The organism is Parasphaerochaeta coccoides DSM 17374 (assembly GCF_000208385.1).
In the GTDB taxonomy this organism is placed as follows: domain Bacteria; phylum Spirochaetota; class Spirochaetia; order Sphaerochaetales; family Sphaerochaetaceae; genus Parasphaerochaeta; species Parasphaerochaeta coccoides.
Window position 1 is genome coordinate 2,192,214 of record NC_015436.1, and the last position, 14,362, is coordinate 2,206,575.

Here is a 14,362-nt window from a genome sequence, read left to right on the forward strand (position 1 = left end):
CCATAGGCTCAGGTTCTTGCGTCTCACACGGCAGAAACAGTATTGAAAAATAACATTAACGGCTTCAAGCGTAAAATAGTTAAAAAGCATTATATGTTTTATGCAAAATCATATTTTCGGGTAATACCATAAACTACCAACATCAGGCTTACAGTGGATCAACCATCACCCAAACACGGTCGATGGATTCCATCATTTTCTCAAAAAAAAGGTGAACAACTATGAGAGAGACTAAGCTTAAGCCAGGTATTACGGTTCTTATAATCGTCCTTGTGGTACTTATCATGGGGTGTCTCAATACTCCACATTCCCTTTTGATAGAGCCTAATCAAGAGTCATCTGCGAACATACCCTATGCCCAGGAAACGGAGTTGGAAAGTTTGCTCTCCACTCCGTATGTGGTTGACTGGAGAATCGCCCGTGTATTGGGCATGCTGGAATTGAAAGAGTTCATCGGCGAGGCGCAATGGGAGGATAATGCGGTTCTCTCGAAGTATCCTGTCGTAGTCTTTGACGCCATGACGGATAGTCCCAAATACTATGAGTTTCATGTGCTTGACAGCAATGGCAACAGCAAGGGGATTATAACGTGCGTTGCAGACAAAAGAATGGGAGAGCCCATTGCATTGGTAATGTCTGATATGAAGCAAGATTTACGGCAAGCCAGTTCAGCCTCACGGTTTGTATCTTCCGGACAGAGAACGATGAGTGTGGATACACGCGTCTATGATGTCGGATACCCATTCGTCATGCAGGAGTCCGCATCTTCAGTGAGGGCAGCTGTGGCGCGAAACGCAGGAGAGGAAAAGACTCCACAAGAACTTCTTGATGAATGGTTGGATAGTCTCCCGGATGAGGAACTTCAGAAAGCAGGGAAAAGCAGAGAGCCTTTGCGGGTACAGTACCTGGCCGAAGCCACCGAAGAAGAAATGAGAATCTCCAGCTTGTGGGAAAAAATAGACGGTGCATATGATGAGATGCTTGCTGTGACGGACGAGGATATTGCCGCCGCTTATGAGCAAAATAGTCGCTCCGCATCACATTTTACAAAATCATATTACGTACAGCCGTGGGCAAGTTTAAATTACAGGCCGCTATTAGAAGGATTAACTATATATTGCGCCCCTGCCGTAGTAGCGGAGATTGCCTATGGTTATAAAATCCAACAAGGAATACCTGTCGTTGCATTGAGTTTGGGCATCCAAGTCAAAGAGCATATGGGAGATGGAGCAAAATATTATGTAAATATATTTTCTCCAGGACTTACCTCCTCGTTGAAAAAATTTACCGATGGAAAGCTGGATTTGGGATATCATTTAGGTCATATCTGGAATCATATATATGAGGAGCTGCGCATACACGACCTCCCTGTAATCTCTTTGAGGACTGGAGTAGGGATATTTACGGCATGGCATTACCGAATCATTATTGGTGCTGCGGAACGGGAAACGAAAATCCAACATCGTTTCTTATGGATACGTTGGACAGAGTACAAGCAAGACAGGTATTATTACATGGCTGACAATGGTATGGATGCCGGGGGAAGAGAATGGGAATCCGTATTTGGAGAGACTCTAACAACAAGACATACATTGAAATTCTGGGAAAAACATCAGTGGTTTGGGGCGCAACTGGTAAATACAGGGGTCTATTTTCAACATTTCTCAGTTGAAACGTGATAAGGCATGAAAAAACAAAAGACGATACTTTCTTCTATTTTCTTTCTTTCCCTTCTCTTTCTTCTTTCTTCATGCTTGGGGGAGAAGCCTATGATTTTTCTCCGCGTTGTTCCCGTTGCAGAAGATGGTACTCAAATTCCCATCAGAGAAGGAATGTGGTGTGTACTATACGTGAAGAAAAACCTGCGTAATGAGATGCGGGTGCTGTTCCCTGATTATGAGGAGAATGTGTTTGAAGATGTTTTTCCTGGTGCTGCGCGAAAATGGTATTGGGGAAATGATGACAGATCCTTTGAAGAAGTTGCCAAGCCAATCTATGAGAAGTATGGAATGAAATTCCACGATGAAAGAGGCGAGTACAAAGATGTGACCATACATGATTGGCACCCGTATATTTCAGAGAAATGGGAACGGCCTGATGGGATAGAGTTACCTGCTGTTCTACTCACGCTCATAAAGGATGATTCACTTTGACAAAGACCAGCGGCATGCTTATACCATGCCGCTGAATACCCAAATGACCAATATCGCCGTTTCCATGCGTGAAATGCCAGCCGGTCATCTCAAGTCGAGCGTATCAATGAAGTCCTGGTCAGCATACGCGCGGTTTTCGCCCGCCATTGCCCAGATGAACGAATAATTGCTGGTCCCGCCGCCTGAATGAATCGACCAGCTGGGATTCAGCACCGCCTGCTCATTGTGCATGATGATGTGGCGGGTTTCCGTCGGTTCTCCGAAGAAATGGAATACCACATTGTCCTTGGGAATGTCAAAGTAGAAATACACCTCCATGCGCCGTTCATGGGTATGGGCGGGCATGGTGTTCCAGACTGAACCGGTCGCCAGGAATGTCACTCCCATCGAAAGCTGGCAGGTATCCAGGACATCAGGATGAATGAATTGGTTGATTGTCCTCTCATTTGAAGTTTCCGATGCGCCGAGATGAATCTGCTTGGCATTCTCGCGGGGGATGAATGTAAGAGGGAACTCACGGTGGGCAGGCGTTGAACACATATAGAACTTGGCAGGCTTGGCCGCGTCCTTGCTGGTGAAAGAAACTTCCTTGGTTCCCATGGGTACATAGAGAGCGCTGATTGTGGGCAGCACATAGCCTGTGCCATCGACATGCACCGTACCTTCCCCGCCAATGTTGATGATTCCCAGCTCACGCCTTTCCAGGAAGTACGTGACGCCGAAATTCTTCCATGTGTCGATGTTCTTGTCCAGCCGGAGGCTCTCCTTGACCGGCTTCGCCCCCATGGTCACGATGCGGTCGATATGGGAGTATACCGCCGTCACATCATTGTCCCGGAAAATATCCGTGATGAGGAACTCCTTGCGAAGCTCGGCGGTGTTCATCCGGGCAAAAGGCTCCTTGCCTGTTGAATACCTGATATCCATGTTCGTGTCTCCTTACGTTCAGGGCTGCTTGCCGATGTAGGCAAGGATGCCGCCATCAACGTACAGGATATGCCCGTTGACGAAGTCCGATGCGTCGGAAGCAAGGAACACAGCGGGGCCCTCAAGATCCTCTGTCGTACCCCAGCGTGCGGCAGGAGTCTTGGCGATGATGAAGCTGTCGAAGGGATGTCGGGAACCGTCCGCTTGTCTTTCCCGCAGGGGAGCTGTCTGTGGCGTGGCGATGTAGCCAGGCCCGATGCCATTGCATTGTATGTTGGCCGAGCCATATTCAGAAGCGATGTTCCGGGTCAGCATCTTGAGACCGCCTTTTGCGGCCGCATAGGCGGAAACAGTCTCCCGTCCCAGCTCGCTCATCATGGAACAGATGTTGATGATCTTGCCATGCCCCTTCTTAATCATGCCGGGGATGACAGCCTTGGACACAATGAAAGGCGCATTGAGATCAATGTCGATGACCTTGCGGAAATCGGCAGCATCCATTTCTATCATCGGGACGCGGCGGATGATTCCGGCGTTGTTCACCAAGATATCGACGCCACCCAAGTCCTGCTCTATCTTCTGTGCCGTCGCCTGCACCTGGGGTTCATCGGTGACATCACAGACATATCCTTTCGCGTCAATGCCGGCTTCCTTATATGCGGCCAGACCCTTGTCTACCAAATCCTGGTTGATATCGTTGAAAGCAATTTTTGCTCCAGCAGCGGCATATGCGCTGGCAATTGCGAAGCCGATTCCATAAGACGCACCAGTGACCCACGCCACTTTGTCCTTCAAGGAAAAAGATTCAATAGAAAAACCCATGTCATGACTCCTTTTGCCGCCGCAGGGCGGACGCATATATTTTATGCAGCATCCCACTATATCATCCAAGAGAATGATAATCCGATTGACAGTGTACCATAAAGCCGGAAAGTTGTGACATTCCGTCATTTTGCATCATTCCGCCAAGAATACCCATCAAAAATGCCCGTCTAGTTCAGGCTAGTTCAATCCGCGCCGACGTTTTATTTCTTCATACGCTTCTTGTATCTCAAGGAACTTGGCTTCGGCGAATTTCGAGAACTCAGGGGGCAGTCCTTTCGAGGCAATCATATCCGGATGAAATTCCCGGCTCAGCGCACGGTAGGCCTTGCGCACCTCCTCATCGGTAGCCTGGGACGTAATGTTCAGAATCTCATATGGCTTGGAGTCACTGGAAAAAGTTGTGTGCGATGCGCCATGAGACTTGCTTCCGGTTCCATGCAAGTACCGTGCGCGGAGACTTTCCCTGATATCGGCAGGAATGGAAAAAATCCTTTCCGCAGAGCCCAACATTTCCATTGCCCGCCGTCCTGGAGTACCGTCGGCGGTACAGACGCGGTAGAGAATGTCCATCATCAGCAGGAGAAGCCCCTCCTGCGTACTGAAGTTCTGCTTGAACTGGTGGGCGAAGTCTTCAAAGGAGCCTTCCGTCTTCAGCGCGGCTTGAAAGACCCGCAGCGCATACGTCTTGCTGTAAGGATCAAGCTGGAGGTCGCCGTTGATGAAATCAAGCACCTTACGGTATTCGGCGTCGCTTACCTTGTCATCATCACTGGTGGCTATGCGGGCAAGCATACTGAATGCCGCCACGAAAAAGATGAGCCGGGAACGCTCCTCGTGCCCACGCATGGAAGAAAAAACCTGGAACGGGGAATGATGAGAGTGTGTTCCCGCAGAGGCGTCATGGTCAGATTCGCTGTCTGATGCCTTGTCCATGGCATGTCCGAAGGCTATTCCGGCGACCAGCCCCAAGGGACCGCCCACCAGCCATCCGAACATGCCTCCGATGATTTTTCCGAACCAACCCATCTCACCCCTCGCTTTGCCTCGCTGAAACGGACTTTGATCTTATATTACAACTTATCTATCAGCAAGGAACACTTTCCGGAGGGGATGGGAAGTGTTTTCTTTTTGTGGGAGTTGAGGATCTGGATGGTGAAATAATACAGTTTCTCCGACTCCAGCCGTATCTCCCAGCCACGGGCGTTCTTGTTGCTCAGAATGGTAATCAGGTTCCTTTTCAGTGACAGATGCTGGATTCCCATGGCCTCAAGATCCTGGAGGGTCCAGTCTACCGTCTTACGCGGCAGGGATATGTTCAGGCCAATGACATTCTCCACCATCAGGGCTATTGTCACCATGCCGACCATGGGCATGTAGCGGCGACGGGGAAAGTCCTCCCTCTCGCCCGGAACATACACCGGATGACCGTCATTCTGGGGCAGATAAGCCTCCCATACATCGTCCACCGTATCGACTTCCGGCTGGTAGGTGTCCAGCAGAAAATACAGGTGGCGGATGGCGCATTCACGGGCAAAAATAAACTGCCGGTACTTTTCCAGTCCCTTGACCACCATGTAGGTGAACAGGGGGATGACGGAACCCTTGTGTCCGTCGCCATCATTGGAATAGCCGGGGGAATCGATGGACAGAAGGGGGAAAGGATTCTCCGCGCCGAAGATACCGGGATCCTGGAGATAGGCAATCAGGAACGCCGCCTGCTCCTCATTGGGAATAGACGCCAGAAGCGTCCAGTACGTCCCCAGATGCTTGATGTCCGTGACGCGGGAGTCATCGGCGGCAAGGTCATAATAATAATTCAGCTCCGCATCCCACATCAGGTCGTTGATCCGTGTCTTGAGGGCGAAATATGCCCGCTTATACCGGAAAGCCAGCTCCTTGTCATTGAGGATGTCCCCTATCTCCGACATATAGAGAGCGTTCAACGCCATGGCAGCATTGAAATCAACGGCATATTCCACGTGGGAACGGTCGATGTTGCCCGTCAGATATGCCTCCTGCGGAACCTTGTACAGCCCGTTTGGCTGGAGGAAGGTCTTCTGGAGCCACGCGTGATACTTCTCCAAGACAGGGACTATTTCCTTGAGGCGGCGTTTGTTTCCTATCTTATGGTAGAAATTGTACTCGACATAGGCGAAAAGCGGGAGCTGGACGCCTTCAGGATTAGATGTTGAAAGGACAGGAGAACCATTTTCCCGCGAATAGTCGGAACGTATGGCACCATTTTCTTCCTGTTTCTCATAGAAATAGTCAATCATGGGGAAGGGAGGGAACTCCTGATTGCTGTAGACAAGGAACAATGACGACATGCATGCGTCAATCTGTGAGAACGTCTTCTGTCCCGCATAAGAAAGATATGAACCGGTAAAACCGTTTTCTTTCGTACCTGATGTCCAGGCATCATTAATCCACACCCAGGAGCGATCGTACATATCGACGAAATCCTGGTCGTAGAAATGGATGGCTGGTACTGAATCTTTAATCAATGATGTCTCCTTGGTACGGCGTGGCAAAACGGAAAAATCTTCAAACGACATTTTAGAAGATATATCCGCATACCTGTGAAGTCAAGGAAGACTTCCATGTCACGACTGTCACCGCCCGTATCGTTCATACAAAAGATATTATCTATATGAATTGAGTATTATATCATAATTTTAAGCTTTTTCCCAGACATTTCCACAGAGATTCCCGTACAACCATATGAAATGACTTCTCCGTCAGCATGGACGGGCAAGACCGGAGCATCAGTGGAAATCGTCATGGCCGCCGTCCGCTCGAAATGGAAGGAAGAATGGCGTATCTGTCTTCCCGTGAGGAACAGGGGAACCAAGCTCATAATCTTCAGACCCTTGAACGGTCTGCGGGCAAAAGTCACATCGAAAAGCCCGTCATCCAGACTGGCCTCCGGCCCCATCAGGAACGCCGAACCCATGCGGCGTCCGTTGCAAATGGATATTTGCTGGGTATCCACTTCATATTCACCGCCATCCAGCGTGATACGTATTCTCCACGGCTGTGGGTAACGAGCCAAGACTTTCAAAAGTCCCAGGACATAGCTCGGCATGCCATTGATATGCTTGAATTCCATTGCACGGAAGTTCACCAGCGGCTCAAAGCCCACGCCTACTCCATTGACGAAGCATCGGCCTTCCGGATAGTCGCCGCCACGGACTATCCCGATATCCAAGTCCCTGGGCGAACCATGGACAAGCCGGGCGCAGGCATCTCCTGTCTTGGCGGGAATCCCCGCTGCATAGGCAAAGTCATTGCCTCTCCCTATGGGGATGACCCCGAAACTGGGCAAGGTCAGGCCGCCCCCTTGGGCAATGTCCTCCTGATAAATGCCGTCCACCACCTCGTTGACTGTTCCATCTCCTCCCGCGGCTATGATCAATGGTCTCCCGTCACGGACGGCCTGGCGAGCCAGACGCATGCCGTCAGACTGACCAGCCGTCCTGTCAATGCGGACTTTCCATCCATGGCGGTTGAGATATGCCGTGATGATGCCTTCCTTGCGTGACGCATGACCTTTTGCCGCCTGAGGATTGAGTATGATATATGCTTCCGGCATGATGGCCGCCTCCTGCGGGATGTTCCGATGAATGTGCGTTGAGTAACAATACCAAATTCTTACGCTCTTGACTAATCTTTTTCCAACATGTTTGATTGCTGAATGGATATTCTTGCAGAGCCTCGCCAGACGCTTTCCCCATCATGGAAGACATTCTTGCCGGAAGTCTTCCGCCTGATTTTACCCATGGTCGTCCAGAACATCTTTCTTTCCTCCCTTTCCTTCCTGGACGTGGTAATGGTCGGACAACTCGGCGAAAAGGAAATAGCGGCGGTAGGTCTGGCAAACCAGGTGTTTTTCCTCATCAACCTGTTCTATTTCGGCATCAGCAGCGGATCGGCCATCTTCGTCTCCCAGTATTGGGGAGGGAAGAACCTTGACGGTCTGCGCAAGGTGATGGGCTTTTCCCTTACTTTCAGTGGCATTGCCGCCTCGGTGTTCTGCTTTGTCGCCATGGTCATGCCCGAAGCAGTAATGCGCATCTTCACCCAGGACGCGGAGGTGATTGCTTTCGGCAGGATGTACCTGGAAATCATCGGTCCGGGATACATCTTTGCCGCAATCAGCTACGTCTACTCAAGCACGCTCCGGGCGACTGGCAACGCCAAAACTCCCCTCGTGTTTTCCGTCATCTCCCTTTGCCTGGATGCCACCCTGAATTTCGTCTTTATCTTCGGCATCGGTCCTTTCCCTGCCATGGGAGTCGCCGGAGCCGCTTTGTCCACCACCATAGGCAATGGATTGGAGATGAGCTGCCTCATCATCTGGTCCCAGCTGAAGCAGGCTCCGACGGCACTCAGACGCACGGCCTTCATCTGGGGCAGGAAATTCTTGGACGCCATAATCAAGACAAGCTCTCCCGTCATACTGAACGAAGTGTTCTGGTCCCTGGGCATGGTCATGTACAAGATAGCCTACAGTCGCATGGGCATGGATGTCGTGGCCGCTGTGAATGTCACCGAAGCCATCTCATCTCTTTTCTTTGTCATTGCCCGTGCCCTGAACATCGGTACGGCCGTGTTAATCGGAATCAAGATAGGCGAGGGAAAATATGAACTGAGCCGTCTTTACGCACGCCGCCTCATCATCATAGGGATTGCCTGTGGTGTCCTCATGGGGCTCGTGATGGCCGCCACAGCTCCTTTCCTCCCCCGGATATTCAATGTCTCCCCCGCCCTCAGGGTGATGACGACCCGCACTTTGCTGGTCATCAGCCTCCTGATGCCCCTCAAGGCAATCACAGGAACCTTGATTGTCGGAATCCTCCGCAGCGGCGGGGACACGCGTTTCAGCATGCTGGTTGAAATGGGAAGCGTCTGGTTGATTGGTGTCCCCTGCACTTTCCTGGGAGCCCTCGTATTGAAATGGGACATCTGGTCAGTCTATCTTCTGGTCAGCCTGGAAGAAATTGCGAAAGCCATTGTCGGCTTGTTGCGGGTGCGTTCAGGAAAATGGATTAACAATGTGACGGAAATGGGCGTTCCTGTTCAGGAAACTTCTTCTTTCATTGACGTGGAGAGCCCGACATCCGTATAGTCTGTATGGTATAGTCTGTATGCGCCTCTCTGTAAAAGGAGGCTTGGCAAAGGAGGTCACATGCCTACGGTTCTAATAAACGGAACAGTGCTTTCCGGTCATTCCTGTCTCCCTGGCCATGGTCTGTATATTGATGACAAGGGGAACATTGGTGATGTCTTCACCATGGAGAGGTATCCGGAAAAAATTTTCCCGTCTTCAGCGCGAATCATTGATGTCCAGGGAGACTTCATGGCTCCCGGTTTCATCGACACCCATATCCACGGTACAGGAGGTTTCGGTACGGAAGATAATTCGCCGGACTCCATCCTGGGGATGAGCGAAGCACTGGCTGACTTCGGCGTCTCCGGCTTCTTGCCCACCATCTATACAGATACTTTGGAAAACATGCTGGCGGGAATCCGCGCCATTGTAAAAGCCATGGGCAAGGAGAAGGGCGCGCGTATCCTGGGCATCAACCTTGAGGGGCCTTTCATCTCCCCGGAGCGCATCGGAGCCCAGAACCCGGCGGGGAGAAAGGATGCCGACATAACTGTTTTCAAGAAGCTGATTGCCGCTGGTGAAGGACACATCGTATGCATGACGGTAGCCCCTGAATTGAAAGGTATGCATGAAATAGCCCTTGAAGCTCGAAAACAGGGCATTGTTTTACTTGCGGGCCATACCAACGCCACTTATGATGATATTGTGGAGGGAATGCAGGCGGGCATCACGCACACGACTCATCTTTTCAATGCCATGAGCCCCCTTCATCACCGCAAGCCGGGAGTTGTCGGCGCAGTCCTCGCCCATCCTGAAATGAACTGCGAAATCATCTGCGACGGTGTTCACGTACATAAGGATCTTGTCAGGATGCTGGTACATGCCAAGCCAGTGGAGAACATAGTCATGATAACCGATGCCCTGAAGCCGACTGGACTGAAATCCGGGGAACTTACCGCCAACGGCGTCCGTTGCATCTTCCATGGCGGCGTGTTCGTCAGCCAGGAAAATCCGGATCTTCTCTTGGGCAGCGGGTTGACGCTCCTCAAAGGAGTGCAGAATCTGGATTCATGGGATATCCCGTTGGAAGTCGCGGTAGCCATGGCCACCACGTCCCCCGCGCGTATCTATTCTTTTGAAAAAACCGGCAGCCTGCTACCGGAGAACCGGGCGGATATCGTCGTCTTTGACAAGGATTTCTCCCTCAAGGGTCTTTTTGTCGGAGGCGTGCCGGTCAGGGATTTTTTCTCCTGATTACACAGAAAAACACCGGGAATTACGCCGTTGGCTTCGTTCCCTATCACAAGAAGGAGTTGCCATGAACACACATCAATCATCTTCCCGTGCCGCAATTGAGGGGTTGGAACCCAAAGGACTGTGGGAATATTTTTATCACCTTGAACAGATTCCTCGTGAATCCGGCAATGAGGAAGGCGTCCGCCGATGGCTGGTGGAGTTTGCAAAGAAGCAGAGGCTGGAACATTTTGTTGACGGAACCGGCAATGTCATCATCCGCAAGCCTGCGACACCCGGCTATGAGGGGCGGTCTTCTGTCGCCCTCCAAGGTCACATGGACATGGTTTGCGTCAAGAAACCCGGCAGTACGCATAACTTCCTGACCGATCCTGTCTTCCTTGTCCGCGACGGGGACTGGATTCGCGCCAAAGATACATCATTAGGAGCAGACAATGGTATTGCCGTAGCGATGATCATGGATGTGTTCACTGATTCGGAAGCTGTGCATGGCCCCCTGGAGGCTATTTTCACCGTCAGTGAGGAAACGGGTCTGGACGGTGCTTTTGGGTTGGATGAATCCCTGATTCGCAGCAGGAAGCTGATTAACCTGGACAGCGAGGAAGAAGGTGTCTTCTATATTGGCTGCGCCGGAGGTAACGAAATCCGTGGAGTGAATGACGCCCCTGCAACAACGGAGATTCCATCCTCCTATACTTCATGGAAACTTGAGATTGATGGCCTGAAAGGTGGACATAGTGGAGCAGAAATCAATTTACAGCGTGGAAATGCCATTAAACTGGCTGCCCGCATTCTTTCCGCCGTACTGAAATCTAATATTCCCCTCCTCATTTCCTCCTATGAAGGTGGCTACAAACGCAATGTCATACCGTCAACGGCGACTGTCGTCTTCTCCATCCCCAAGGAGCGTTCCGACGAGCTGAAAGTCATGGTTTCCCGGACGGAGAGCATCCTGATGGCAGAGAACGCCGTTGAGGAACCGGAGCTGGAGGTACGGCTTTCAGCAACGGAACCCCTGCAAGGAACTGCTCTTTCCGCCAAGATCAGCGCGTCCTTGGTCAAGGCTCTTCATGTCGCGCCACATGGAGTGGACACGTTCAGCAAGACCATCCCCGGCATTGTCGAGACATCCTCGAACCTTGCCATCATCACGGCCTCTCCTTGCGGCATTGAAGTGGTGAGCAGTCACAGGTCATCAGTGGAAAGCGCACGTGATGATGTCGCGGAGAGAATGATGACATCCCTGGGGGAGATAGCTGGGCTTGAGACTCATGTAGAGGGAGCTTATCCTTCATGGACTCCCAATCCATCTTCCCCTCTTGCTGAATTTTGCCGCAAAGCCTATGCACACTATGCAGGCGCGGAACCTGTCGTCACTGCAATCCATGCGGGATTGGAATGCGGCATCATCAACAGCAAGATTCCCGGCATGGATTCGGTATCCTTTGGGCCGGACATGGAAGGGGTTCATTCGACAGCGGAAAGATTGTCCATTTCTTCAGTATCCAGGACAGCCGAGTTCCTCCGATATCTCTTGAAAACCATTGAATGACCATTGACTAAGAGATAGGACGACAAGGGAGGTGTTGCAAAAATTGCGCATCTCCCTTTTATTTTCCCCATCGTCTTCATTCTATTCTTATTGCGTCTCATACGCTTAAAACCGGATTAATAACCACTATTAACATTCAAAATCATTAAATAACCCGAAAGTATTATATACTTTTCATGCAAAATAATACCTTTGGGTAATAGCTTTCTGCCATCACCACGTTTATACTATTTCATAATTACTACCATATGCGTAAGCTGGCATGTCATCATCTTCTTCATGAAGAAAGGAAAAGACACTATGAGAGAGAGAGAGAGAGAGAGAGAGAGAGAGAGAGTAAACTAAGCGTCATGGTCTTCCTGACCATCCTGATGCTTCTTATCACCTTTGTTTCATGCGACAACAAGCTGAATGTTTCACATACCAATGCAGTGCGCTTCTCCACGGAGATAGGTCGCAAGGCCATAGCAAATTCCGAATGGCAAGCCGCTGATGAAGTCGGCATCTACATGGTAGCTCATGATGCCCTGGCAGCTTCTGCCGCCTCAGAACGTGCAAACAAACTCTATACGGCTGACACAGCCTTCCAGACTTCCGGCTTCACTCCTGCTACCGCTGGTGATACCTTGAAGTGGGATGACATCTCCAACCCTGCCATCACACACTTTGACTTCATCGCCTACTATCCTTACGTGTCTCCCATCGCTGATACCACGGCTCTACCCATACATGTCTATCCGGGTTCCGGAGAACAGGACACCGGAAAGGCTGACTTCCTGTGGGGACGTACCGACAATGTACAGAACAATACCTCGACAGTGCATCTGAAGCTTGACCATATGCTCTCCCGCCTGATTGTCAACATCTCTCCCAGCACGACCGTTGATAAGGATGCTATCAATGATGCCACCGGTGGATTTACTGCTACGGTCACAGGTTTGAACACGCAGACCGCAATCAACCTGAATGACGGAACCTTGGGTACTCATAGTGAAGTTGAGTCTATTCTCATGAAGGACATTTCCGACACGCTTACGACCACGGAAAGAGCCGAGGGAAAGCGCAGGTTCGAGGCAGTGCTGATACCTGTGGGCAACACTGATGCCCTGGCTAACGTGAGCCTGGAGTTTACCCTGACCGGTGGTGCTAGAGCTGGTACATACACATGGAAGCCAAGTACCACAGGTGCTGTAGCTGATGGAGACAAGCACCTGATTCACTTTGACAAAGGCAAGCAGCATGTCTACAACATGACGCTCAATACCTCTGATGATGAAGTCGCCGTCGCCGCCATTGAGATTGAGATACAGGACTGGGACACCGGGGACGGCATAAACGCGCCTGCTGTCAAGGTGAGAGTCAAGTCAGTCTCCGCCGGATACTCCCATACGATGATCCTGAAGACGGACGGCACGCTCTGGGCGACTGGACGCAACAATTATGGCCAACTGGGTGTCGGCGATACGACTAACAGAAGAACGCCCGTTCAGGTCTGGGATTCTACCGATGGTTCCGTGAAAATGACTGATGTCGCGGCTGTCTCCGCCGGAAGCAATCACACAATGATCCTGAAGAAGGACGGCACGCTCTGGGCGATGGGATACAACTATTTTGGTCAACTGGGTGACGACACTACGGATAACAAAAGCACGCCCGTGCAGGTCAAGGATGATGCTGGTGGGTTCATGACTGATGTCAAGACTGTCTCTGCCGGAGGTTACCATACGACGATTTTGAAGGAAGACGGGACGCTCTGGGCGACCGGAAGCAACCAGCAAGGTCAACTGGGTGTCGGTAATACTACCAACAGAAGCACGCCCGTGCAGGTCAAGGCCAGTACTGCCGCCAACGACTTCATGATTGATGTCAAGGAAGTCTCCGCCGGAACTTACCATACGACGATTTTGAAGGAGGACGGCACGCTCTGGGCGACTGGATACAACAGTGATGGTCAACTGGGTGACGGCACTACGACCGCCAGAACTACTCCCGTGCGGGTCAAGGATACTACTGATGGTAGCGGGTTCATGACTGATGTCGCGGCTTTCTCCGCCGGAAATCAGTATACGATGATTGTGAAGACTGACGACACGCTCTGGGCGACTGGATCCAACAATGCTGGCCAACTGGGTGACGGCACTGTAACCGCCAGAACTACTCCCGTGCGGGTCAAGGCAAGTACCACTCCCAACGACTTCATGACTGATGTCAAGGCCGTCTCTGCCGGATACTATCACACGTTGATCCTGAAGAATGACGAGACGCTCTGGGCGACAGGACAGAACACCTATGGTCAACTGGGTGACAGCACTACGACCACCAGAACTACTCCCGTGCAGGTCAAGGCTAGTACCACTCCCAACGACTTCATGACTGATGTCGCGGCTGTCTCCGCCGGAGGTTATCACACGATAATCCTGAAGACGGACGGCACGCTCTGGGCGACTGGTAACAACGGTTATGGTCAACTGGGTGACGGCACTTCGGGTACAGTGAATAACAAAAGCACGCCCGTGCAGGTGGTTTTCTGACCGGAACATG

11 protein-coding genes are annotated in these 14,362 nt (G+C 51.1%); 6 read left to right on the forward strand and 5 right to left on the reverse strand.

Features of this window, described 5'->3' with window-relative positions; genetic code table 11:
- Nucleotides 1-371 precede the first annotated feature (371 nt).
- Both SPICO_RS09420 and SPICO_RS09425 read left to right on the forward strand, forming a co-directional pair.
- The gene (locus tag SPICO_RS09420; protein WP_148229046.1) at nucleotides 372-1,679 is read left to right on the forward strand and encodes a hypothetical protein; all 1,308 of its coding nucleotides are present in this window, start codon (nucleotides 372-374) and stop codon (nucleotides 1,677-1,679) included.
- Nucleotides 1,680-1,769: 90 nt separating this feature from the next.
- The gene (locus tag SPICO_RS09425) at nucleotides 1,770-2,153 is read left to right on the forward strand and encodes a hypothetical protein (RefSeq protein WP_013740434.1); all 384 of its coding nucleotides are present in this window, start codon (nucleotides 1,770-1,772) and stop codon (nucleotides 2,151-2,153) included.
- 84 nt (nucleotides 2,154-2,237) lie between these two features.
- Here the strand turns inward: SPICO_RS09425 and kduI are convergent, their stop codons facing one another.
- From kduI to SPICO_RS09450, 5 genes are all read right to left on the reverse strand, one after another.
- Entirely contained in the window at nucleotides 2,238-3,080 is an 843-nt protein-coding gene (gene kduI / locus SPICO_RS09430) for a 5-dehydro-4-deoxy-D-glucuronate isomerase (protein WP_013740435.1), read from the reverse strand.
- Between the two features lie 18 nt (nucleotides 3,081-3,098).
- A complete protein-coding gene (locus tag SPICO_RS09435) occupies nucleotides 3,099-3,902 on the reverse strand; it encodes a gluconate 5-dehydrogenase (protein WP_013740436.1) in 804 nt (267 codons plus the stop codon).
- 180 nt (nucleotides 3,903-4,082) lie between these two features.
- Nucleotides 4,083-4,931 carry a DnaJ domain-containing protein gene (locus SPICO_RS09440; protein ID WP_013740437.1) on the reverse strand — a complete coding sequence of 283 codons (849 nt, stop codon included), beginning with the start codon at nucleotides 4,929-4,931 and terminating at the stop codon, nucleotides 4,083-4,085.
- A 44-nt stretch (nucleotides 4,932-4,975) separates the two neighbouring features.
- Nucleotides 4,976-6,409 carry an MGH1-like glycoside hydrolase domain-containing protein gene (locus SPICO_RS09445; RefSeq protein ID WP_013740438.1) on the reverse strand — a complete coding sequence of 478 codons (1,434 nt, stop codon included), beginning with the start codon at nucleotides 6,407-6,409 and terminating at the stop codon, nucleotides 4,976-4,978.
- A 158-nt stretch (nucleotides 6,410-6,567) separates the two neighbouring features.
- Nucleotides 6,568-7,497, reverse strand: a complete 930-nt coding sequence (locus SPICO_RS09450) for a diacylglycerol/lipid kinase family protein (protein ID WP_013740439.1) — start codon at nucleotides 7,495-7,497, stop codon at nucleotides 6,568-6,570.
- Nucleotides 7,498-7,599: 102 nt separating this feature from the next.
- On the opposite strand from SPICO_RS09450, the gene SPICO_RS09455 reads away from it, so the two are divergent.
- From SPICO_RS09455 to SPICO_RS10005, 4 genes are all read left to right on the forward strand, one after another.
- Nucleotides 7,600-9,033 (forward strand): MATE family efflux transporter, encoded by a 1,434-nt coding sequence (locus SPICO_RS09455; protein ID WP_013740440.1) that lies wholly within the window; start codon nucleotides 7,600-7,602, stop codon nucleotides 9,031-9,033.
- 60 nt (nucleotides 9,034-9,093) lie between these two features.
- Complete coding sequence (nagA, locus tag SPICO_RS09460) at nucleotides 9,094-10,269, forward strand: N-acetylglucosamine-6-phosphate deacetylase (RefSeq protein WP_013740441.1); 1,176 nt, start codon at nucleotides 9,094-9,096, stop codon at nucleotides 10,267-10,269.
- Nucleotides 10,270-10,333: 64 nt separating this feature from the next.
- Nucleotides 10,334-11,821, forward strand: coding sequence for an aminoacyl-histidine dipeptidase (locus SPICO_RS09465; RefSeq protein WP_013740442.1), 1,488 nt, complete (start codon nucleotides 10,334-10,336; stop codon nucleotides 11,819-11,821).
- A gap of 350 nt (nucleotides 11,822-12,171) precedes the next feature.
- The gene (locus SPICO_RS10005; RefSeq protein WP_013740443.1) at nucleotides 12,172-14,352 is read left to right on the forward strand and encodes an RCC1 domain-containing protein; all 2,181 of its coding nucleotides are present in this window, start codon (nucleotides 12,172-12,174) and stop codon (nucleotides 14,350-14,352) included.
- Nucleotides 14,353-14,362: the final 10 nt, after the last annotated feature.

What these genes read in the sequence shown, in the direction of transcription:
- SPICO_RS09425 (WP_013740434.1), top strand. Translation starts at nt 1,770, where the DNA reads ATGATTTTTCTCCGCGTTGTTCCCGTTGCAGAAGATGGTACTCAAATT.
- kduI (WP_013740435.1), bottom strand. Translation starts at nt 3,080, where the DNA reads ATGGATATCAGGTATTCAACAGGCAAGGAGCCTTTTGCCCGGATGAAC.
- SPICO_RS09435 (WP_013740436.1), bottom strand. Translation starts at nt 3,902, where the DNA reads ATGGGTTTTTCTATTGAATCTTTTTCCTTGAAGGACAAAGTGGCGTGG.
- SPICO_RS09440 (WP_013740437.1), bottom strand. Translation starts at nt 4,931, where the DNA reads ATGGGTTGGTTCGGAAAAATCATCGGAGGCATGTTCGGATGGCTGGTG.
- SPICO_RS09450 (WP_013740439.1), bottom strand. Translation starts at nt 7,497, where the DNA reads ATGCCGGAAGCATATATCATACTCAATCCTCAGGCGGCAAAAGGTCAT.
- SPICO_RS09455 (WP_013740440.1), top strand. Translation starts at nt 7,600, where the DNA reads ATGGATATTCTTGCAGAGCCTCGCCAGACGCTTTCCCCATCATGGAAG.
- nagA (WP_013740441.1), top strand. Translation starts at nt 9,094, where the DNA reads ATGCCTACGGTTCTAATAAACGGAACAGTGCTTTCCGGTCATTCCTGT.
- SPICO_RS09465 (WP_013740442.1), top strand. Translation starts at nt 10,334, where the DNA reads ATGAACACACATCAATCATCTTCCCGTGCCGCAATTGAGGGGTTGGAA.
- SPICO_RS10005 (WP_013740443.1), top strand. Translation starts at nt 12,172, where the DNA reads ATGGTCTTCCTGACCATCCTGATGCTTCTTATCACCTTTGTTTCATGC.